Annotated in this window: 17 protein-coding genes and 2 pseudogenes; 14 read left to right on the forward strand and 5 right to left on the reverse strand. The window is 40.0% G+C overall.

Translation table 11 applies throughout. From position 1 onward, the window contains the following. Positions 1-99 precede the first annotated feature (99 nt). Genes OCI93_RS03100 through OCI93_RS03110 form a run of 3 tightly spaced genes read left to right on the forward strand, consistent with a single transcriptional unit; the run spans position 100 to position 2,058 of the window. Complete coding sequence (locus tag OCI93_RS03100; protein ID WP_261593341.1) at positions 100-642, forward strand: elongation factor P hydroxylase; 543 nt, start codon at positions 100-102, stop codon at positions 640-642. Further along, positions 643-1,770: an ATP-NAD kinase family protein gene (locus OCI93_RS03105; RefSeq protein ID WP_261625759.1), complete on the forward strand. Its 1,128-nt coding sequence runs from the start codon at positions 643-645 to the stop codon at positions 1,768-1,770. A gap of 9 nt (positions 1,771-1,779) precedes the next feature. Continuing rightward, positions 1,780-2,058, forward strand: coding sequence for a YfcL family protein (locus OCI93_RS03110; protein WP_261625760.1), 279 nt, complete (start codon positions 1,780-1,782; stop codon positions 2,056-2,058). A 219-nt stretch (positions 2,059-2,277) separates the two neighbouring features. Here the strand turns inward: OCI93_RS03110 and OCI93_RS03115 are convergent, their stop codons facing one another. Both OCI93_RS03115 and OCI93_RS03120 read right to left on the reverse strand, forming a co-directional pair. Further along, entirely contained in the window at positions 2,278-3,513 is a 1,236-nt protein-coding gene (locus tag OCI93_RS03115) for an NRAMP family divalent metal transporter (protein ID WP_410007613.1), read from the reverse strand. A 97-nt stretch (positions 3,514-3,610) separates the two neighbouring features. After that, a complete protein-coding gene (locus OCI93_RS03120; protein WP_261593349.1) occupies positions 3,611-4,462 on the reverse strand; it encodes an HDOD domain-containing protein in 852 nt (283 codons plus the stop codon). Between the two features lie 161 nt (positions 4,463-4,623). Between OCI93_RS03120 and OCI93_RS03125 the strand changes: the two genes are divergently transcribed. From OCI93_RS03125 to OCI93_RS03135, 3 genes are all read left to right on the forward strand, one after another. Further along, complete coding sequence (locus tag OCI93_RS03125) at positions 4,624-6,177, forward strand: AbgT family transporter (RefSeq protein WP_261625761.1); 1,554 nt, start codon at positions 4,624-4,626, stop codon at positions 6,175-6,177. Positions 6,178-6,259: 82 nt separating this feature from the next. After that, the gene (locus OCI93_RS03130) at positions 6,260-6,694 is read left to right on the forward strand and encodes a GNAT family N-acetyltransferase (RefSeq protein WP_410007612.1); all 435 of its coding nucleotides are present in this window, start codon (positions 6,260-6,262) and stop codon (positions 6,692-6,694) included. Positions 6,695-6,808: 114 nt separating this feature from the next. After that, positions 6,809-9,145 (forward strand): methyl-accepting chemotaxis protein, encoded by a 2,337-nt coding sequence (locus tag OCI93_RS03135; protein ID WP_261625762.1) that lies wholly within the window; start codon positions 6,809-6,811, stop codon positions 9,143-9,145. A 280-nt stretch (positions 9,146-9,425) separates the two neighbouring features. On the opposite strand, the pseudogene OCI93_RS03140 reads toward OCI93_RS03135, so the two are convergent. Beyond that, positions 9,426-9,578, reverse strand: a pseudogene (locus OCI93_RS03140) (HAAAP family serine/threonine permease); the annotation flags it as partial. 343 nt (positions 9,579-9,921) lie between these two features. Here OCI93_RS03140 and OCI93_RS03145 point away from each other — a divergent pair. After that, complete coding sequence (locus OCI93_RS03145; protein WP_410007614.1) at positions 9,922-10,695, forward strand: peptidylprolyl isomerase; 774 nt, start codon at positions 9,922-9,924, stop codon at positions 10,693-10,695. 219 nt (positions 10,696-10,914) lie between these two features. Here the strand turns inward: OCI93_RS03145 and OCI93_RS03150 are convergent, their stop codons facing one another. Further along, on the reverse strand, positions 10,915-11,361 hold the full coding sequence (locus OCI93_RS03150; protein ID WP_261593354.1) for a helix-turn-helix domain-containing protein: 447 nt from the start codon (positions 11,359-11,361) through the stop codon (positions 10,915-10,917). Between the two features lie 224 nt (positions 11,362-11,585). On the opposite strand from OCI93_RS03150, the gene OCI93_RS03155 reads away from it, so the two are divergent. Both OCI93_RS03155 and OCI93_RS03160 read left to right on the forward strand, forming a co-directional pair. Continuing rightward, positions 11,586-11,876: a helix-turn-helix domain-containing protein gene (locus tag OCI93_RS03155; RefSeq protein WP_261593355.1), complete on the forward strand. Its 291-nt coding sequence runs from the start codon at positions 11,586-11,588 to the stop codon at positions 11,874-11,876. Positions 11,877-12,303: 427 nt separating this feature from the next. Further along, the gene (locus tag OCI93_RS03160; RefSeq protein WP_261625763.1) at positions 12,304-14,187 is read left to right on the forward strand and encodes a winged helix-turn-helix domain-containing protein; all 1,884 of its coding nucleotides are present in this window, start codon (positions 12,304-12,306) and stop codon (positions 14,185-14,187) included. 20 nt (positions 14,188-14,207) lie between these two features. Here the strand turns inward: OCI93_RS03160 and OCI93_RS03165 are convergent, their stop codons facing one another. Continuing rightward, positions 14,208-15,893, reverse strand: coding sequence for an SUMF1/EgtB/PvdO family nonheme iron enzyme (locus OCI93_RS03165; RefSeq protein WP_261625764.1), 1,686 nt, complete (start codon positions 15,891-15,893; stop codon positions 14,208-14,210). A 785-nt stretch (positions 15,894-16,678) separates the two neighbouring features. On the opposite strand from OCI93_RS03165, the gene OCI93_RS03170 reads away from it, so the two are divergent. The 5 genes and pseudogenes from OCI93_RS03170 to OCI93_RS03190 all read left to right on the forward strand — a co-directional run bounded on the left by OCI93_RS03170 (position 16,679) and on the right by OCI93_RS03190 (position 21,616). Next, positions 16,679-17,593, forward strand: coding sequence for a S1C family serine protease (locus OCI93_RS03170; RefSeq protein ID WP_261593358.1), 915 nt, complete (start codon positions 16,679-16,681; stop codon positions 17,591-17,593). A gap of 246 nt (positions 17,594-17,839) precedes the next feature. Further along, positions 17,840-18,184 (forward strand): annotated as a pseudogene (locus tag OCI93_RS03175) (SWIM zinc finger family protein); the annotation flags it as partial. 142 nt (positions 18,185-18,326) lie between these two features. Next, entirely contained in the window at positions 18,327-18,575 is a 249-nt protein-coding gene (locus OCI93_RS03180) for a hypothetical protein (RefSeq protein WP_261593359.1), read from the forward strand. 68 nt (positions 18,576-18,643) lie between these two features. Beyond that, complete coding sequence (locus OCI93_RS03185) at positions 18,644-18,844, forward strand: hypothetical protein (protein WP_261625765.1); 201 nt, start codon at positions 18,644-18,646, stop codon at positions 18,842-18,844. Between the two features lie 261 nt (positions 18,845-19,105). Then, positions 19,106-21,616, forward strand: coding sequence for a M1 family metallopeptidase (locus OCI93_RS03190; RefSeq protein ID WP_261625766.1), 2,511 nt, complete (start codon positions 19,106-19,108; stop codon positions 21,614-21,616). Positions 21,617-21,809: the final 193 nt, after the last annotated feature.

Raw genomic sequence — 21,809 nt, forward strand, 5'->3', positions numbered from 1 at the left:
GCTATGAACATGCGCTATTAGTACAACGCATTTTTACTTCTTTGGCAAAAGTACGTACAATCTGCGGCCATTAAGTAACATATGGCCTGTTTGTAGTTCATGCACAACACTTGTGACCTTATTGACATCTTTAATCAACAATTCTTTGCGGACCATAACACGCGTCTTGTAAAGGGAAATGATGAACCTATATACCAGCCTGCGAACGCGGATTGTGCTTATCATCAAGTGGTATTTGCTCATGGCTTTTATGCCAGTGCGCTGCATGAAATAGCACATTGGCTTGTGGCAGGTAAAAGACGACGCGCACTTGAAGACTATGGCTATTGGTATTGCCCTGACGGGCGAGATAAAGCCAAACAACATGAATTTGAAGCTGTAGAGGTGAAGCCTCAAGCCATTGAGTGGGCGTTAAGTGTTGCCGCAGGGTTTGATTTTAATGTATCTATTGATAATTTAAATGGCGAACAGACCTGTCGATTTAACTTTCAAAAGCGCGTATATGAGCAACTAATGCAGTTACTTGAAAATGGCTTTAATCAGCGTACTACACAGTTATTACGAGCGCTGAGTGAGCTTTATAATACCCCATGGCCGTTATCAAAAACGCAATTTATCTGGCATTGTCCAAAGGAGCTTTAGATGCAGTTTAAACTTGGTTTAATCATTAACCCTGTTGCAGGGCTGGGCGGCAGTGTGGCGTTAAAAGGCAGTGATGGGGAACAAACGGCAGAACAAGCACTTGCGCTTGGGGCAACACCCAAAGCCAATGCAAGAACGAGATTAGCACTTGAGCAATTATTAGCATATCAAAGCCAAATCGATGTATTTACAGTGAATGGCGAAATGGGCGAAAATACTGCCAAAGCACTGGGGTTTAATACTCAAGTTGTTTATCAAAGCGCACAACCTACAAGAGCACAAGACACAGAAGCAGCCGCTAGAAAACTGCTTGAACACAATGTTGATATGATTTTATTTGCAGGTGGAGATGGTACTGCTCGTAATATTTGCGCGGCAGTGGATGACAGCATACCAGTGCTTGGAGTACCTGCTGGATGCAAAATTCACTCTGGTGTTTATGCTATAACGCCCAAAGCAGCGGGCCGAGTAGTTGAAATGCTGGTGACGGGTGAGCTTGTTACGTTATCTGATGCAGACGTCATGGATATTGATGAAGCGGCATTTCGCCAAGGTACTGTGCGCGCTAAACGTTATGGTGAAATGCAAGTGCCTTGTGAGTTGCGTTATGTGCAAAGTGTAAAAAATGGCGGCAAAGAAACGAATGAGTTAGTACTTGCTGATATTGCTGCTTACGTTATCAGTGAAATGGATGAGCAGACCCAATACATTATGGGTTCTGGCTCAACCGTGGCTGCAATTATGGAAGAGCTAGGGTTAGAGAATACCTTATTGGGGGTTGATTTGATCCAAGATCATGAGTTGCTTGAGCAGGATATGACTGCCCAGCAGCTACTATCGCGCCTGAACGAGGTGCCGACAAAACTAGTGATCACGTTAATTGGTGGTCAAGGGCATATATTTGGCCGTGGCAACCAGCAACTGAGCCCTGAACTGATAAAAAAAATCGGTAAAGAAAATATTATTGTGGTTGCAACCAAAACTAAGCTGCAAGCACTTAATGGTCGCCCACTAATTGCTGATACAGGCGATGAGCAGTTAGATAAGGCGCTAAGCGGTTACATTAATGTGGTGACTGGCTTTAACGATCATATTATGTATGCACTTGGCCACCCAGATTTAAATTAGGAGACAGTTATGTCATTTCAAGAATATATAGATGCTGCGCAGCATTTTTTCGATACTTTAGTTGAGCGAGCGTCAGATGACGAGCTATTTGCTGGTGGTTATTTACGAGGTCACTTTGATTTAGCGGTGGGTTACGCACAAGTTTCAGGTGAAGAAATAAGCGCGCAAGAGCTCAACGAGCATGTTGAAAAAAGTTTAGTAAAAGCTTATCGAAGTGGTGAGCTTAATGAAGATGATAAAGCCCATGTTGTGGAAATTTGGGAGCAGGTAAAAGCATTAAAGGCTTAATTGACTAGAACTTTGAAACTGTGCTTATTCCCGTTACAGGGAAGTTATACCAATTGTAGATCATTCTAGCGAGCTAAATGACTCATTAACTGCGTTAAAAATTACTTATGTAGAATAATTACATACTGAAATTTTTGTCTGGTTACTAAGTCATTTACCTGTTCAATATCTTGGTAATTTATTTAGTACAATTGGTATAATATTCACAACACCTCATTTTTAAAACCGCCAATACAAAAACAGCAGAGTAAAACCAAACAGGTAGGTTAGGCCAAGCCAGCTTAATACCTTTATAAAACCTTGTGGTTGTGCGTTTATTACCTGCATTAATCTATAATTAAACCAAGCAAAAATTGGGGTTGTAACAAATGCTAATGTCATAGCAAAGGTTAACATCTCTTTTAAATTAGCTTTAAAAAACAATACCACACTCATTCCCATGATAGCCTGTAATAATATCAGGGCTGACAAAGTATATTTGGGCATTGATTTTAGTGTTAATCGCAAAGATTCATTGAGCGTTCGCGCATACCCATCCAGCACGGTTAGCGTAGTGCCAAACATGCATAAAAAGGCAATGGCAGCAACTAAAGAGTGAGACCATGGTCCGATGGTATGTGTATACATGCTGATAAGCTGTTGACTAAAAGCAATTCCCGCCAGCTCTATTTTTGTGTTACTGCCATATTGAATGAGTACGCCAAGAGAAAAGAATACCACAGCAAGCACAACAGTCAGTCCATAGCCTAAGTTGAAGTCAAACAAACCTTGTTTAAGGCTAAGCGCAGATGTGCGAGCTTTGGCCTTGAGCCATAAAGAATTAATCGCAGATATTTCTATCGGCGCAGGCATCCAGCCCATCAAGATGACTAAAAACCCTAACATAGCCAGTTGGAATGGCTCAGGTGGGTTTATTGGTGGTGGGTTTGCAGCGCCTTGTGCAATGGCAATACAAAGAGCCGCCACAGTTGAGAAGGTAAGTGTTGCCATTATCCACTTGCTAGCACGGTCTAGCATTTTGTAATGCCCGAACAATAAAATGCTTAAGCATAGTGCTAATATTGCAAAGCACAGCACGGTAATATCGACTTTCCAAGGTAGGGCATAATGCAGTAAGCTGGCTGTGAGTAATAAAACTCCTGCAGTATTTACAATTGCCGCAATGATATTGAGCAGTAAAAAAGTTGCAAATACGCTGATACCTTGTTGTTTATACCCTGCAACTAAGCTTTGTTTGCTCAGTAGAGTGTATTGAACGGCAAATCGAAAAAAGGGGTATTTAAGTAAGTTAACCGCGACGATAAGCCATAACAACTGCCAACCAAATATCGCACCAGCTTGCGTAGCAGCAACCAGGTGAGATCCGCCAATTGCGGCGGTAGCCATTAAAATACCCGGCCCTAATGTTGATCCAAATGTATTAAGTTTGTTCTTTAACGCCAACAACACAAGTATTCCTTTATATTTTTTATGTCATAGTAGCGTTAACATACTTAAAACCAAATAAAAACTTACATCAACAACGGTTTCATACAAAGTCAAAGGCAGTCATTTAACCAAATCGCTCTTGAAAGTAATCTTGGGTATCTTCAACAATGTCTTGATAATCATCTTCATCAATTTCTAGCACATTGAGTACATCATTTTTTACATATGGCCAATCATGAGTAGCAATAAAACGCTTTTGAGAGTGTACTAAGTTTTCTGCCATTTTTAGCGTTGCATAACTTAGTAGTGACTCTTGGTCGTGCTGCTCCTGTAAAAACTCGGTATCGTGATGGCGTAAAATCAGTTTGCAAATGGGTTTGGGTAAGTGCCAGCTAGAGGCTAAATAAAAACCTACAACTGTATGATTAGTATTATATGCTTTTCCTTCAAGGGCAATTAAAGGTGAACTATTGTTGTTTGCTTCGCTTATTACATTCACATAATCTGGGTATTTTGCCGCCATAGCGACAATACCAGCATCATGAAATAAGCCAAGCATATGTAAGTTTTCTGACGGCACTTTAGATTTTATTCTTTTGCTAATTAATGTTGATACAGCCGCTATTTCAGTTGAAGTGTCCCAAAACCGCTCTAGGCTAATGCAGCAGGTTGTTTGGTCGAATGCTTGTTGCAATAAACAGCTGGTAACGAGCTGTGTGATGCTATCTAAACCTAAAAACATCACCGCTTGCTTAATGTCAGTAACGGTACGCGACATGCCATATGTTGGCGAGTTGATCACTTTTAAAACGGCTGCAGAGGTAGACAAGTCTGTAGCAATGAGCTGGGCAATATGATTTAGCTCAGGTTCAGGTTGATCAATTGCACTTTGCAACTTTTCTAACAGCTCTGGCTTTGGTGGGAGGTTAAAGCCACTTTTAATGTCTTTGATTACATTATCGTCGATATTGATCATAGTTATCTCCTTCAGCATGGCATAAAGATAAGCATAGACCAAATGAGAAGGATGTATTGAATCGACTATGTTAAATTAGTGTATATACAGTTCAACTGATTTATTGCGGTTATGGCTAGATTTAAGGTAAAGTTAGCTGAATTTTTTACTAAGGAACAAATATGGACTCACAAGCGAATAGTGATGTAAATAATGGCGCAGTGGCTCGTTTTTTAAACTTTATCGAACGGGTAGGCAATAAATTACCAGACCCAGCGATGATTTTTCTATTTTCAATGTTATTGATTTGGGTATTGTCTTGGATTTTTTCAAGTACTCAGTTTGAGTCAATAGACCCAAGAACAGGCCAAGCGATTGTAGTGCATAACCTATTAAGTGGTGATGCATTAGCAGGCTTTTTAGCGTCTATGGTTAAAACATTTACAGGCTTTGCACCACTAGGGGTGGTGCTAGTAGCCATGTTAGGTGTTGGTGTTGCTGAGCATTCTGGCTATATTAATGCTGGGCTAAAGCTGATGCTCAAGCGTACGCCACAATCTTTACTTACGCCTTCTATTATTTTGGTCGCTATTGTTAGCCACACTGCAACCGATGCAGGCTACGTGCTTGTTATTCCAATTGCAGGGGTTATTTACTATGCAATGGGGCGTCATCCATTAGCAGGTATTGCAGCAGCGTTTGCGGGCGTAAGTGGCGGGTTTAGTGCAAACTTTATTCCTGGGGGAATTGACCCATTACTACAAAGTTTTACACAAAGTGCGGCACACATTATAGACCCTCAAATGTCTATCAACCCATTGAACAATTGGTTTTTCACATCGGCCTCTAGTATATTTATCGTTCTGTTAGGTTGGTATATAACAGATAAAATTATCGAACCGCGTTTGAAAAATACGCCAGTTGATGGTGATACCGAAAGTTTACCTGAGTTTCATGAAGTGACCGGCAATGAACGCAAAGCGTTTTATGCGGCCTCGAGTGTAATGATAGCAGGCATTGCTTTGCTTGCTTATGCTGCCAGTGGTGAAGATTCAGCCCTGCGAAGCTCATCAGGCTCATTGACTGATTTTAGCGCGCCTTTAATGCAGTCAATTGTGCCTTTGATTTTTCTGCTATTTTGGATACCAGGTATGGTGTTTGGCTTTATGGTTGGCACATTCAAGTCTTCAAAAGATATGATTGATGCTATGAGTAAATCAATGGGTAGCATGGCATATTATATTGTGATGGCGTTTTTCTGTGCGTTATTCATTGCTGCATTTAGTCAATCTAATTTAGGTGCTTTGTTGGCGATAGAAGGTGCAGAGGTGCTTAAATCACTCGCTCTACCTAGTGGTATTACGGTAGTGGGCATTATTTTCTTAACGGCTTTTGTTAATTTATTTGTTGGTTCGAGTTCGGCAAAATGGGCATTATTAGGACCGATTTTTGTGCCGATGTTAATGCAGCTAGGGATCTCTCCAGATTTAAGCCAAGCGGCTTATCGGGTAGGTGATTCAAGCTCAAACATTATTACCCCACTTATGCCATATTTTCCTTTAGTGGTGGTGTACTGCCAAAAATATGTTAAGGGCACGGGGATTGGTACTTTAATTGCGATAATGCTTCCTTATTCAATTGCCTTTTTAATAGGGTGGAGCTTATTTTTACTTGCCTATTGGGGTTTAGGTATTCCACTTGGTTTACAATCTAGTTATGAATATCTAGGTATGTAAAAAGCGCAATAATTAACTCGTTTTAGCTTCTTAGCAGTGGTATGTTTTGATTACAAATCTATACCATTGCAAGGAGCTAATTGTGCATTACCTTACTTCCAACACGTCTGAAATTCTGCAATATTTTGATACTATTCACTATCATATCAGCCACTCCTATTGGGCTGAGCATATTCCCAAAGAAACCTTACATAAAGGCATTGAAAACAGTGTTAACTTTGCCGTAATTGATAAGCAACTTGGTTTACAAGCATTTGCTCGGGTGATTACCGATAGGGCCACTTTTGGTTATTTGGCAGATGTGTTTGTAGTGCCAGACTATCGAGGCCAAGGTTTAAGTAAGCAACTTATGGAAGCTGTGCAATCACATCCTGAGCTACAAGGGTTACGTCGATTTATGCTTGCTACCAAAGATGCACATCAGTTGTATGAGCAATTTGGCTTTCAAGCTGTTACAGACCCAAAGCCGTTCATGCAAATTGTTGCTGTTGACATGTATGCTAACACGATTAGCTAAGTGCTTTGTATTATGTTGTTCATAATCTAACTGTATAAATTAAGTGCTTTTTTTATAATCTCCGCTAGATTTTATAGTGTGTAGAGTTTTTTGCATTAAATTAAGGACGGTAGTGTGCGTATAAAAAGTAAAATTGTATTAAATGTAGCAGCGATAGTTGCAGCCGCGGTGATTATATCGGCGGGGCTGCTAACAGTGTTAGCGCAGTCAGAAGCGCATATGGCACTACATGAGCAGTTACAGAACCGTTTGGTGAGTGCCAGAGACGCGAAAAAAGAGCAAGTAACAGATTATTTTGACATGATGCAACAGCAGCTTAAAACACTGGCATCTTCCATTATGACGATTCGTGCCACAAATGCGTTTCAAGACGGGTTTGTGCAGTATCAAAAGCAGTTTTCACATACCGCTGGGTCGCAAATAGATTCAGCACTGGGTGAGTTCTACCAACAACAGTTTGGTGCAACCTACCGTGCTCTAAATGATAATAAAAACATTGATACTCAACAACTACTTACTGAATTATCGCCCAATGCTCGGGCAATGCAATACACTTATATTGCGAACAACCGCCACCCTCTCGGTAGTAAAAGTGAGTTATTTGATGCCCAAGATGGCTCCGATTATGCACAGGCACACATCAAGTATCATGCTTCTTACAAGCAATTGTTAGAAGCATTTGGTTACTATGACATTTTTATTGTTGATGCACAAAGTGCGAATGTAATTTACTCTGTATTTAAGGAGCTCGATTTTGCGACATCTTTGCAAAGCGGTCCTTACAGTGATTCTGGCATAGGTCTGGCGTTTAAGGCGGCCATGCAATCGGGTAAGGGTGAAGTGTCATTAATCGACTTTAAACCATACACACCTTCTTACGAAGCCCCAGCAGCATTTTTGTCTACGCCAATTTTTGAGCAAGATAAGCGAATAGGTGTTTTGATATTCCAAGCGCCAGTAGATAATATAAACAACATAATGAACTATGATCAGCAATGGCAGCAGCGCGGTTTAGGTGCCACAGGCGAAACTTTTTTAATCGGTGAAGATCGCCTAATGCGCTCGCAAAGTCGGTTGTTTTTAGAAAATAAACCTCAGTATTTGGCGATGCTTGAGCAGCAAGGTGTACCTAACAAAGTCATTAGCCAAATTGATGCCAAAGACTCTACGTTAGGGCTGGCTGCGGTTGCCACCACGGCGGTAGAAAAAGCATTGCTTGGGGAGGTTGGCTTTTTACAAGGTAATAACTATTTAAATGACGCCGTAGTTTCAGCGTACGCACCCATCGAGTTGCTGGGGTTACAGTGGGCCATTGTCAGCGAAATTAGTACCCGTGAAGGGTTTGCAGACAGCGACAAATTAATTGGCACCATGCTCAGTGCTGCGGTTGCATTAAGTGTTGTTTTGATATTGATTGGGCTCGTTATAGCATGGTTTTTAGGGGGCTACCTTGCAAAACCAGTATTAGCGATTAATGACTTTGTGATGCAAGTTGCAAATACGCTAGATTTATCGCAGCGGGCCAATTTACGCTTTAATAAAGCCGATAATGATGAAATTGCGCAAGTGGGCCATTCGTTAAATGTAATGATGAAAAGCATTAACGAGGCAATGTGTGAAGTGGCAGACTCATCTACCAATTTAGACCGCTCAGTGACGGCATTACGCAAAAACTTTAATCGGGTTGCCAGTCAATCTTCTGAGCAATCAAGCATGACTTTACAGTTATCAGCGGCGATTGAGCAGATGGCTCACTCATCTGAGTCCTTAGCGCAATCGGCTGAGAATTCTAATAGTGCAACACACACTGCTGTTGAACAAGTTGCTCAGGGTAAAGCGAATGTTGAAGAGAATGTAAAAAATAATAATCAGCTTAAAAACATTATTACAGCCACATCGAACGAGGTTGATAAAGTGGCGCAGGATAGCGCTGATATAGGCTCAGTACTGGAGGTAATTAAGGGCATTGCAGAACAAACTAATTTGCTAGCTCTTAACGCTGCTATTGAGGCTGCGCGTGCGGGTGAACAAGGTCGTGGCTTTGCTGTAGTAGCTGATGAAGTTCGTGCCTTGGCGCAAAAAACTCAAGACTCCACAACTGAAATTCACAATATTATTGAGGCGTTGCAAGGGGGGTCAAAGAAAACAGTGAGTTCAATGCAAAGAGCATTATCGAGTGTTGATCAAACGTTTAGCACAACTGAGCATGTAACGCGTTCGTTTGAACATATTAATGAGCAAGTGTTAGCGATTGAGAGCTATAACTCTGAGGTAGCAACGTCAACATCGGAGCAAAGTTCGGTAGCCAAAGATATGGCACATCAAGTATCAAGTATTAGTGATTTAGCTGGACATAACAGCGAAAGTATCCAAACTGCATCAGGATGTTGTGATGAAGTTGAGTTAGAGTACCATCGTTTGCAAGCTTTGGTAGGGCGTTTTAAGCTCTAGACATAGAGTGTTTCGACTAGAGCTATGGATCTTTGAGGTATGAATTTTGTTCAGATTAAAGGCTTTCATTACGCGAAATGAGCAATGTAGCATAATAGTCTATGTCAGTTGCGAATGACAAAGTAGTGGAATCCTTTGGTTGAAGTCTTTGGGCAGCGCCATTCGGGCATTTTTTCTACGTTATCATCTGGCTTGCATAGAGTAACTATGCGACGTAAGTTCGCCTGAACTGGGAGAGTCGACAACTGGTATTTGCCCATGTGACATAAGATAAAGTAATCCCCCCAATGCCAATATTAATAGGCAAAAACAAAATGCCAGCACCAACTGCCGTACCGAATAAGCTCAGTATCCAATGCATATCATGTTTAGCCCAGTTACTTATATTTGCAGTAGGCATATTTGCTGAGGAAATATCAGGAGAGTGACTCATACCTATTTATCCTAAGTTATTAAATAATTGCGCGGCATGATAAAGCATGTAGGGGAGCATTCATGGGCAAATAGGTGCTTATGGTCAATGGTAGCTGGATATTTTCAGCTGTCTGGCTGTAAATTACATGGGATTGTAGTCAGAGGCGGCTCAAACCAAGGTGGGAATTTACATAATGAAGAAGCCTAATAATGCAAATAACTCGGTGATCATACTGATAATAAATGTTATCAAATGTTACTTCCTATCGAGGTGACTGAGTTGTTGAGTTATAATCAACAACTCAATTTAATAAAACAATAAGTTAACATAGCTGCTTTATAGGTAGAAAGTATAAATGAAAATAAAAATGAACATCACATGTATGGCACTGACCACTGCACTTTTGAGCAGCACAATTGCTCATGCCACTATTGTAGAATTTCAAACCACTCAAGGTACCTTCAAAGTAAACTTGTTTGATGAAACGACCCCTAAAACGGTAGAAAATTTTTTAAGCTATGTTAATAGTGAGGGTTATCAAAACTCGGTGATCCACCGTGTAGAGACAGACTTTGTAGTCCAAGGTGGTGGATTTTACTACAATGGTAAAATACCGCTTAATGCGATAACAACTAATTCACCTGTTGCCAATGAGCCAGAGTTATCAAATGTGCGCGGCACTATTGCGATGGCAAAACTTAGCGGTCAACAAAACAGTGCTACAAATCAATGGTTCTTTAACTTGAGCGATAACAGTGCAAATTTAGATGTGCAAAATGGTGGCTTTAGTGTGTTTGGTCAGGTGATTGATAGTGGTATGGAAGTTGTTGATAAGATTTCTAAAATCCCGTTGTGTGGTAGTACGCCGTTGGTTGACTTTACTGCTGCACAGTGTGCAGATGAAGGCACCGAACCTGCAGGTAATAACTTTATCACTATAAACGCCATTACTGTCATTGATGACGACCCAGCCTCTGCTCAAATGTTAACACCTGTATTGAATACCTTGATTGATAACGTTATAGCACCAGAGCCTGAGCCAGAAACGGCGCCAAGTAAACCTGCCTCTTCCGGCGGGTCTTTGTTTGCATCTTTAATGTTATTAGCCGGGGTTTTAATATTCAGAAAGTATTAATCGTTTGATTGTTTGTTATTAGGTAACAGACAATGTAACGCAGCATTAGGCTTTGCAAAATGCTGCGAATATTTTTTGCCTTGTTACTAAGCCACTTTTCTGTCGCAATATGTGGTCATTTATTTAATACAATTGGGAAAGGTGCATGAACCAATCGCTGTATACATCAGACTAAACTTTATCCATTACATTTTTATAAAATACATGAATCATTAATAATCAAGCTCTTTTCTCTTTCCTAAACGAATTGGTTAACATGGGTTTTAAATCTCTTAGCAATAATTGGCCGCTTGTTTCAAAATTAGCTGTCTTAGTTGATTTAAACCAGCCCAAGTGACATAGGAACAAAAGGGTTTCCTTTGCCTTGCTAACAAATTGCTGTTCAAACTCTTCTTCTGATAATTGAGGTGTATATTGACCTTCACCGCTTAGGGTGCTTGTGGTCGCATTGGGGTGATTATCACCCGTTATTAACCAGTGTGCATATGCTTTTGTTTTAGGATGTTCAAAAAACTTACTGATAACCGAAAGTGTGGGCTCACGCTCGCCTTTTTCATACTTACGATAAGATGGTACCGGTATTTCTAACATTTCCGCAAAGTTAATTTGCGATTCATCCACCGAGATCCGTAATTGTTTTAATCTTGTTGCAAAAGTATTTGACATATGACCCAATCCGATCAATTATTTTACCAGTTGACCCAGATAGGCTACATGAATTAATTCGACTTGTCTATTTGTGGTATTTAAGGGGTTGTGAACGCGATGAATTAGGTATTTATTTTCGCATTTTCACTGAGATAGGGCCGTGAAGCGTTTTAATTTTTGCCATCTAGGCAAGCGCATTTTCAGCGATAAAAACGCTAACCATTACCAGATACGGATATGTAATGAATACGATACGAAGAAATGAAAGCATGCGCAAAGCGCAAACAATGGCTGCAAGGCAATATATACCCGCTACAATCCGCAAGTTGCGACGGGAGATGAAACTAACGCAAGCCCAATTGGGTAAGAGTTTGGTCACTCCGGTTGATCAGGCAACTATTTCTAATTGGGAGTCGGGGAAAACTGAACTCACAGCATGCCAGCTATTAGATATCATGATGCTGTTTGGCCAGCCTAACTTTCTTTCGTTTATTGAACAGTCCGAATCTATAGAGCAAAGACAGTCTGCGTAGCGCCTAAAATATATAAATTAACGTTCTGCTTCAGATATAGCGGAGCGTATTGCCAAGTTCTCGTTCCCATAGCAGTTAATTAACTGCATTCCGCTGGTGAAATAGGCTTCAATAGCAGTGTGTAGTTTGTTTCACCTTTTCAATCAGTGAACGTGTATTAAGTGATTGTAAGCAGAGTGCTTTATGCCCTAAAAACCCTTAATTGCTGAACGATAGAGACAATTTGCTTATTAAACGTATTGATTACAGTTTGGGTTTTGTCTGTTTAAGTCATCTAGCCTTGAAAATATTTCTCTCAAAGTTAAATCAAAGATGTGCTGTCTATGCAAAGACAGAAAGCGATAACGAGCCTTAGAGTGACAGTGTGGTTTTAAACCATGACTTAACAGGCTAAACTATTCACTCTTTTGCTTTAATTGTATTTTAAATGCTTTATTTCTCAAACTTTTGCTTTGATACGCAACATCAGATTTTATATCAGGATAACCAAGTTGTTGTGCTCAGTGCTAACCAAGCAAAACTCTTGGCTTTATTTTTAGATAACCCTTCTAAATTACTCAGTAAAGATGACATTTTTAATCATGTTTGGCCTCGTAAAATAATGACCGAGCAAGTGGTGTTTCAAACTATTAGCCAATTGCGCGCTATTTTGGGCGAAGGTTCGATTAAAACTTTCCCCAAGCGCGGTTATCAATGGCAGTTATTGACCAGTGTTGAACTAAGTAATAAAGCACCCAATGGTAGCAATAAAAAACATACACTTTTCAGGCGTATTTTATACTCGCTAGTTGCATGTTTAGCACTTGTGGTTAGTGGTATTTGGTTTAATGATGCATTGGTAGGTAAGCAACAGATACCGAATACAGCTCAGTCGTTTGTCAATTGGCGTTCGATGCCTTTTTCAAGTCGCAGTGATACTATACCAAAGCGAGAGCTTGATGCTTTGAACGCAAACTTAGCGCAGCATATTTTACCTGTAAATAAGGCCTATCTAGAGGCGAACAGGCCATTAATTGGTGTTTGGCAGTTTTTTGCATCGCCTTATGTTGTATATAAAAAGTGGCTAAAAGGCGAAGCCGAGGTGTTATTTTCTGGGTTGATTTATGATTATCAGACAAACGCCCAGCAGTCGCCACAGCTCGTATTAGAATATTTGGCACAAGGTCAAAGTCGCCAATGGCGAGGGTATGTGCAGGCAAGTTCTTTGCCCGCACTTTGGCAACAGGTATATCAGGCGTTACAACCACTACAAGCTTCCAATTATTTAAATCTTGCTTCTGAGGCTGCAGCAAGTGCCGAGCTTGCGTTGCTTGCCAGTCAGTTCCCTAATAATTTAGCGGTGTTACAGCAATTAATTACAAGGCAAATAGAGCAGGGAGATTATGATGCAGCTGACGCGCAAGTGGCTAACCTTAAAGTGCTTGCTCAACGCCTCTCTCAACCAGCTTATATCGCTTATGCATATTGGCTTAAGGGTGAATTACTATTTAAATTAGAGCAACATGGGTTAGCTTTACAGCAGCTAGAGCAGGCACAGCAACAGTTGGACCAAATAGGTTTGCTAGCGATGCAAAGCGAGGTGAGTAAATCTCAAGCTGAAGTGATAGCGATTGAAAAAGACTTTGCACAGATACAAAACTATTTGTTTCGATCAGCAAGTCAAGCTCGTATAGCAAATCGGCCAACGCAAGAGGTGCGCGCCTATACTTTGTTGTCAATTAGAGCGTCTAAGCTAAAGTTAAATAAAGAAAAATACGAGTATTTAAGACAGGCTGAAACACTGATTAATGATTACCAGTTAGATGCATCTCATAAAATGCTAACTGACTACCACTGGGCATTATTTGCTGAGCAAAAAGCCGATAAAATTACATATTATAACCGTGTATTAAGTCGTCCGGTCACCCCTAATAATTTTTGGGTTTTCACCAGTGTTAGCGAGCAACGAATTCATTATGCCATTGAGGATAAAGATTGGGCGTTAGCGAAAAGCATAGCTAATAAAGTCGGGGAGCCAGCTCGTCAATCATTTTTATTGGCGCAGATATATGTGGCAAATCAGCAAACTGAATTGGCTATTCAACATGCTGAAAATGCATTTAATTTGGCTCGTACTCAAGGCATAGATTGGATTGGACTTGATATGGCTTTGATGTTGCTAGAATTAAACAAAAATGATGAGAATCCAGCCTTGGTAATGTTGTGTAAGCGGTTTATTAATAATACAGCGTCTTCTTGGTGGGTGGCGAAGCATCAGCTGCATTTAGAAAAGGTAGGAATTATAGTTAATCCCTACCCAGAATCGCCTTAAATTGTATGTGTAGCAACAGGTTAAAGTGTACTTATGATAAACCAATTAAGTGCCATCAGAGGTGCCTGACCCTTGACTGACAATTGATGTTGTCCTTTAGGTAAGTCAATAAATATGTTGTCTATGGTTTGCCAACTGCGCTCCCCTGTGAGTTCTGCCTTTGTTAATAGTTTGTCACCTAACCAAAATTCAAGGTGTTGTGTGCTACCAGGATGAAATACGCGTGCTTGAAGCTTATACATATTTGATGTGGGCACGTTAACGGTATAATGTGCGCTGTGTTTGCTAAGCGCTGCAAACACTCGATCGTCTTTTTCTTCCCAGCCGCTTAAACTTACTTGTATATTGGGTGCAGATGAAAAAGCTTCACCTTCGATTTTTGCCGGTAACTGATGTATTGTGCTTATGCCGCTATCAACGAAGTCGCTCGCTATGCTTTCAGTATTACTTAATATCGCAGAAACTGCGTAGCGCATGTTACGTTCAAGCGGCTTGGGGTCTGTGAAAGTCGGTTGTTTAAGATTGCTGGCGATATGTTGTTGTGTGAGCGTTATTGGATCTTGCCTATATACGTTGAAGCTAACTTTTTGGTTTGTAATGGGGTATTGCCATTGGAGGGTAACAGCTTCATGAGATGATGAAACAACTTCCAGCCCTTTAGGTGTGGTGGGGTATTGAATATTTGTTTTACGCCAATCTTTTTTGGCGTGTTCCTGAGCATGGGTAAGTAGCTTAACAAAAGTTTGATTACCTTGTTGATTAGGCAACGCTTGTCCTTGTGTATCTTGTACCAAACGAAAGCCTTCTAGCGCGGCCACAAAGTTATCGCCAATTGGCATGCGTTGGCTGCTTCTGTGTGCTTCCCAATGCCAACTCCCCCCTCTTGCTACATAGGTATCACATTGTTCTTTGGTAACAGCACTGCCATCAGTAGGCGCATCGTGGTAACTGTTTTGATAGCAATCAGCCAAGCGCTCAACTACATTACCTATCATATCGTGTATACCAAAGGGGTTGGCTTTATATAGCCCTACCACGGATGTAGTAAGTTCATGATCATTACAAGGTTCTATGGTGTAACCACTTTTGTAAGAAGCATCATATTGTTTGGGTGACTCATGTAACGCATATACGTCTGATAAATTAGCATACTCGCATGACTTGCCACTGAGGGGCTCGTCGCCATAAAAATAGCGGGTATAGGTTCCTCCTCTTAGTGCATACTCCCATTCAGCTTCAGTGGGTAAACGATATTGTTTTCCCGACTGTTGTGATAACCATTTTGCATAAGCAATAGCGTCTTTTCTGGTGATACAAACAACAGGGTGGAATTCGCTATGTGCGTAAATGTTGTTATCCCAGCTACCGTCACTTTTACCGCTGCCAAACCACTTATCGCCGATACGATGTGTACACTCTTGTGGCGCTTGATAGTGGGTGGCTTCAATAAACTTTCTAAACTCGGCGATAGTGACTTCATACTTAGCCATTTGAAAAGCGGGCATTAAGACTTTATGTGCTGGTTTTTCGTTATCTTGGCCACGGTCACTGCCCATGTAAAAATCTCCAGCAGGAATAGCAATCATAGGGGGCTCTATGTATGCGGCAGTTATTTTTTGACCAGCGACTGCATTAGTGTGGCTTAGTATTACACTGCTCAGCAGTGATGGTATGGATAGGGGGAAAAGCAAATTACGGTATTGCATGGTTATTCCTCTTGTTTGATTGACGCTGTCACCATGCAACTAGGCCACTATTTTAGTCTTACAAAAAACCTATAAATGTTTAAAAATAGTTTTTTAATATACATAACTTTTTGATTAATTTACTTAAATTTAAGTAGTGCTTTTAACAATAGTGATGGTAAGTTGTGAGGAAAGATAACAGGAATACCATATTAACGTCAGGACAACCGTATGAATGTTTTTTACTTACTTTTTAAGCCAGCAGTGAGTTGCTCTGCCAAGTGCTGCGTTTTTATCCGTACCTTTTCTGTTTCTTGGGAATACTGAGTTTAGACAGTTCCTGCTTCAATATATTTAATGCCAGTTGTTTTAGAGCAGCAAGCTATTACAGCACACAGAGACAAACACCAGGTCATTAAGTGAGGTATTGCTTTTGAGATTGCTGAAGTGTGTGTTGAGGGCTTCAATAAACTGAAACGTGCTCAAAAAGAGTGTACAAAATCATAGCATACAAGGTGAGTCAAATTTACTTAACGCTGCTCAAAATATATTTACTGTCTTGCCCTGATATTGAGGTAAATAACCGGGGTTATTAATAAAAAGAATGAGGTGAAAACATACTCTAGCATGGAAGTTGTTTGTTTATATTCTGTGTCTATTTAACAAAAAAAATACAAATGGACCTGTTTTGTGTAATTAACTATGTTAATTTTTTGTATTCTGTGTCATATTTAAAGGCATCTAAGGCAGTGATGGATATTGGGTCACTGTTAATAATCTTATTCTGGTTAACATGGAATGAAAAAATGACCTATGCAGCACAAAAAGTAGCAGCATTGCTGAACTTTAATTCAGCATTTTTGCAAAAAAATGCCATTCAATGGTTTGTATTGAGTATGGTGATTGTGCTGTCTTCTTGCGGTAGCAGCAGAATATATCAGGGTAAGGAACTGGCTATTGCATATCTAAATAACTCAAATGTATTACATGATTACAAAGAGCAAAAAGTCACCTCGCATCAAGTAAGGATTAGCTATCAACTAAATAATTCAACAAAAGTAAGTGGTATGGGCGTGCCTATAACGGAGCGTTTAATTGCAACGGCAGATCATGTGGTACAAAACTTAGCTGTTGGACAACAAGTTAATGTACAGATAGGTGCATTGGGTAAATTGTCCAAGCCTTTGACTGCACAATTAGTGATGCGCTTGCCTGATAAGGATGTGGCATATATTAAATTGAGTCAGCCCGGGCTGCCCGAAAGTAGTGTACCTAATTGGTGTGATAGTCAACAGTTGGGTGATAAAGTGATAATGACTATGCTATCAAGCTCCGCTAGTTTAACCGTTGCGTCTGGTACAATTTCGGGTATTTCAGATAGGCCAAGAATGACCGAGCGATTTAACAAAAAGGCGGCAAAAAATGGCACTGCACCAAATGGCATGCTGGATGAACCGGTAAATTTTGTGTTATTGCACCGAAATATGCAGGGTGGGTTTTCAGGGGGGGCTATGTATGATGTAAAACATGGTTGTGTTACAGGAATATCATCAATGATTGCCAGTTTTAATGACTTAGCTCAGCCTCAGCGGTACGAGTCGGTACAAGAAGCATTAAGCAGAAAGTACTGGTCTGAGAATAGTAAAGTACTTGCTTTTGGCATTCCTGCTAAAACAGTACTTGAATTAGCAAAGCATAATGACCTGATCAAGGGTCTATAAACTTGATTCATACTGTGTAATAGTTACTTTAATTTTCTAGTTAGTTGATAGTTTTTAATGAAGTACCTATTTGATGAAAAAGAAATTGCCCTACAATGTGGCGATACGACCATTGCTAAAGGTCAATCCTTGCTCCAAGCTAATGTTGTTTTAAATTTAACTACATCACACAACGTTTTACATGCACAGGGTAGCTGTTAGTATCGTGTAGAGTGCCACTTTGCTTGATTACAGTGGTGAAGCTGTACTTGCCCTGCGGCACAAAAACAGCCTATGTGCAAACATATAGTGGCAACAGCATTAGCAGCGTTAACGCATGATTATCACAAGGTGACAGACATAGACCCTGAGCGGCAACAAATTGAACAGTTGTTAGCAGATAAAAACCAGCCAGAGTTAATCGCATTGTTATTAGATTGTTTGGCACAAAGCCCAGAGCAATGGCAAAGCTGGCTAAATAGAGCAAAGCTTAGTAAAGCCGTGTCGTTTAGAACACTCAAGAGCATGATCACTAAAGCTATGTCAGTTAAGGATATATGGTATTTGCGAAACTTGACTGGTCTGAACAACAAAAGCAAAGTGGTTATTTGAGCATTTTACTGAGTTTAAGTTTGATGTATTTCCGTCAATTGAAGACGATTTTAAAGATGAGATAAAACATAACCCCACATTTTTAGCTTTGTGCCAACAAGCAATAGAAACTGAGTTGGTAAAGCCAAGCAAGCCGAACTGGATGCTAAAAAGGTTAGCTGGTCCTTTGATAACTCATGCTAAAAATTGGCAAGAGCTTGTTAAGCTACAAGCATGGATAGCCAAAGAGCCACGTGATTTTTTAACTATAGCCAAGGTATGTTTTGAACATAAAGAGTTGCTTGATACAGAGTATTGGCTTGAAAAAGCACGTTCAGGTGCCAGTAAAAATGATTTAATTGCTTGTGAATTAGCAATTAAAGTGAGCATTGTGCACAGCCGGGTTTACTAGTACAACTTGCCAATAGCCTTATTACAAATATGCCAACACACTCAATAGACTATTATTTAAAGGTTGCAATGACAACCATTGAGCAGGCCAATAATACTGCCTATCAACAGGCTATAGACTTATTAAAACAACAAGCACAGCAACTACAAAAGCATCATCCTAAATTACTCCGTGATTATTATGTGCGGATCTCAGAGCTGGCCAAAAGCACTAAACGAAAACGTAATATGTATGCACTTTTTCAACAGCATTTTGGCGAGCATTTATAATGGCCTGAATAAATGTTGCATGGAAAAATCATCGCCTTAAAAAGTGAATGTGTGCCAAGGAAGGCAAAACGAAGCAGTTTGCTTGTTAGTGTATGAAATACTGAATTAATGACATGAAAAGTTGGCTCCTTTATTTTCAGGCGTTAAGTTTGATTGCACATTATTCCTAATTTTTTATATGGTATCGTAATAATTTTTAATTTGCGTAGAATAAGCACGCTAACAATAATTAATAAAGCACTGACTATAAAGGAAAAACTTATGAAAAGCTATATGTTGGTTGTCATTTTTGGTATGCTGATGATGCTTTCAAATGCTGTGCAAGCGCACCGTTTATCCAGTGATAGTATATTGGAGCGGCAAAGTGTGGCGTTAAAGCTTTCTCCTACAAAAACCACATTTAGTGGTGAAACAACGCTAAAACTCTCATTTTTGCGAAATACTCAACTAGTGTCTTATCATGCAAGAACATTGACAATTAACTCTGTTGTATTAACGCATAAGGGGAACGCCTTCGCCTTAGATGTAGCTTCGCCCGATGAGTTTGATATTGTCACTCATCAGTTACCAGAGTCAATCAAAGGGCCCGCTGAGCTTAAAATACAATTCGAGGGAATATTTTCAGAGCAAGTTGCAGGGCTGTTTCTTAAAAAAGCAAATCAAGGCACAGCTTATATTATGTCGCAGTTTCAAGAAATGGAAGCGAGACGGGTTTTTCCTAGCTTTGATGCACCAGATAAAAAAACGGTGTTTGAATTTAGTGTTGATATTCCCAAGAACTTAGAAGCGTTGCACAACACTCGTGTGGTTTCTACGCTTATTCAAGGTGAGCGTAAACTTATACGTTTTGCGCCCAGCAAAAAAATCTACACGGATGTACTTGTATTGGCAGTGGGAGAGTTTAATGCCGAATTATTAGAAAGCACACAGTACAGCTCTACCGTGTATTCGCCAAAAGGGCAACTGGTGTCTGTGCCAAACGATATGGCTGAGCTGGTAAATAATGCCGTACGTTATATGAGCGATTACCTACAATATCCATTGCCGTACGATAAGTTAGATTTCTTGGTAGCGCCAATAGAAGATTTAGCAGGCATGGAAAACGTAGGTCTTATCGCAATTAACAATGATCAAATTCCTAGGCTGGGTGCCAGTAGTGATGACATATGCAAATTTAGAAAGTTGATAGCTCATGAAGTGGTACACATGTGGTTTGGCAATGACATTACTATGGCTTGGTATAACGACTATTGGATGAATGAATCATTTGCGGAGTTTTTTGCAGCCAAAGTTATACAAAACTTTTACCCAGATAGCATGCAATGTACTTATACACCTCAGTCATCAGCTTTTTTTGATGACAACCATAATGCACGTGCGCTTCGTGCAAGCGTAAAGCATCGGGGCGATAATGAGGCAGTAGGGCAACTTGCATATACTAAAGGAAGTGCCATATTGGCAATGGCAGAGCAAGCTATTGGTGAGTTGAAATTTAAAAAATACATGCGTAGCTACGTTAAACAAGTGGCGGGTGCAAATACAAGTTTGCAACAACTCACTCAGCATTTCACCAGTGAGCGTTACTTTGCACCATTCATGCATTCTTTTGTAGAACAATCAAGCTACCCTCTCATTTCGCTAACAAAAGAGGGTGAGCAACTGGTTATTCATCAAAACAGTTTTTTTGAGGGAACAGATAAAAAATGGACGATTCCGATAACAATAAAGATTTGGGATGATAAAAAGTTGACGACTCAGTCATTGGTATTAGATCACCAAAGCCAATCATTAAAAAATGTGCCACACACCGCACAGTTATTTATTGATAAACTTGGTATTGGTTACTTTAGATATATTGATAAAACTGGCAATGGTTTTTTCCCTATTCATTTACTCACTGATGCTGAAAAAGCGGCGCATATGAATAATCAAAGTGCATTGGCCAAAGCAAGCAAGCTTGATCACATGGCATACATAGACGAGCTTATTGATATTGTAAATACACTACCTCATGACAGTGCACAAGTGAGCAGCGCACTTGCAACCATTCAGGATAGCTTTGTAGAGCTAATTCCTGATTCATTGAGTAAACAATATATCCGTTATTTGACTTCAAAACTGCCCAAGATAATAGATTGGGACAAGATACTTGAAATGAACAATGGCAGTATTTGGCTTGAGTTATATGGTGTTTATTTACACTCAAACACTGCCATCACAGCGGCAAAGCAAGCCTTTTCAAACACTGAACTCACTCACTTAAATAATAGGTTAGCAGTGTTACGTGTAGTCGTTGCAAACGCTGATAAGCCCAGTTATCAATCTTTACTCGATCGCTTTAAACATAGCGAAAATCATTTAAAAGAAGACCTGTTGAACGCTTTAGGTTATGTAAATTCACAACAGCAAGTTAACGATTTTTATGAGTGGCTACTCAGTGATGTCACACAAGGCCATAAAATTGACTACCGATTTCAATACCCTGCTTTTATGCCAAAGCATCGTGCTTTTGTGGCAAGCTACATTAAGCAAAATAAAGCTAAGATCAGCAAGCGTATTGCTGATGATAAACTGCAATGGTTTCCCTATAACTTTATTACCGCTTGCTCAGCACAAGAAGCTGAACTGGTAAAGCGTACTTTTTCTGATTGGCAAGATATACAAGGGTTACAAGATAAACTCGCAGTCGTGCTTGAGAAAATTAACGGATGTGACGTTAACGCCAAGCATAGTTTAAAGAGTGTAAGAGCACGGCTGGGTATTGCGCATTAAAGTAAACCTTTACTTGTGTGGGCTGGGGTTATTGAATCAAGAACTTGAAATTAGCAATGTTAGATCATGCTGCAGAAATACAAGCAGAAATATCTGAGATAGAGGCTTTTATTACAGAATGTAAACCGTAAAAGTGATGAAGACGCAGCTAAAATGGCGTATAAAAGCAACTGAGGAACAAAATATGATGCCT

The sequence above is a fragment of the Pseudoalteromonas holothuriae genome (genome assembly GCF_945859825.1).
Classification (GTDB): domain Bacteria; phylum Pseudomonadota; class Gammaproteobacteria; order Enterobacterales; family Alteromonadaceae; genus Pseudoalteromonas; species Pseudoalteromonas holothuriae.

Bases quoted from the DNA above. Each gene is read 5' to 3' on its own strand.
- OCI93_RS03100 (WP_261593341.1), top strand. From the start codon at position 100: ATGCACAACACTTGTGACCTTATTGACATCTTTAATCAACAATTCTTT.
- OCI93_RS03105 (WP_261625759.1), top strand. From the start codon at position 643: ATGCAGTTTAAACTTGGTTTAATCATTAACCCTGTTGCAGGGCTGGGC.
- OCI93_RS03110 (WP_261625760.1), top strand. From the start codon at position 1,780: ATGTCATTTCAAGAATATATAGATGCTGCGCAGCATTTTTTCGATACT.
- OCI93_RS03120 (WP_261593349.1), bottom strand. From the start codon at position 4,462: ATGATCAATATCGACGATAATGTAATCAAAGACATTAAAAGTGGCTTT.
- OCI93_RS03125 (WP_261625761.1), top strand. From the start codon at position 4,624: ATGGACTCACAAGCGAATAGTGATGTAAATAATGGCGCAGTGGCTCGT.
- OCI93_RS03150 (WP_261593354.1), bottom strand. From the start codon at position 11,361: ATGTCAAATACTTTTGCAACAAGATTAAAACAATTACGGATCTCGGTG.
- OCI93_RS03155 (WP_261593355.1), top strand. From the start codon at position 11,586: ATGAATACGATACGAAGAAATGAAAGCATGCGCAAAGCGCAAACAATG.
- OCI93_RS03160 (WP_261625763.1), top strand. From the start codon at position 12,304: ATGCTTTATTTCTCAAACTTTTGCTTTGATACGCAACATCAGATTTTA.
- OCI93_RS03165 (WP_261625764.1), bottom strand. From the start codon at position 15,893: ATGCAATACCGTAATTTGCTTTTCCCCCTATCCATACCATCACTGCTG.
- OCI93_RS03170 (WP_261593358.1), top strand. From the start codon at position 16,679: ATGACCTATGCAGCACAAAAAGTAGCAGCATTGCTGAACTTTAATTCA.
- OCI93_RS03180 (WP_261593359.1), top strand. From the start codon at position 18,327: ATGCTAAAAAGGTTAGCTGGTCCTTTGATAACTCATGCTAAAAATTGG.
- OCI93_RS03185 (WP_261625765.1), top strand. From the start codon at position 18,644: ATGACAACCATTGAGCAGGCCAATAATACTGCCTATCAACAGGCTATA.
- OCI93_RS03190 (WP_261625766.1), top strand. From the start codon at position 19,106: ATGAAAAGCTATATGTTGGTTGTCATTTTTGGTATGCTGATGATGCTT.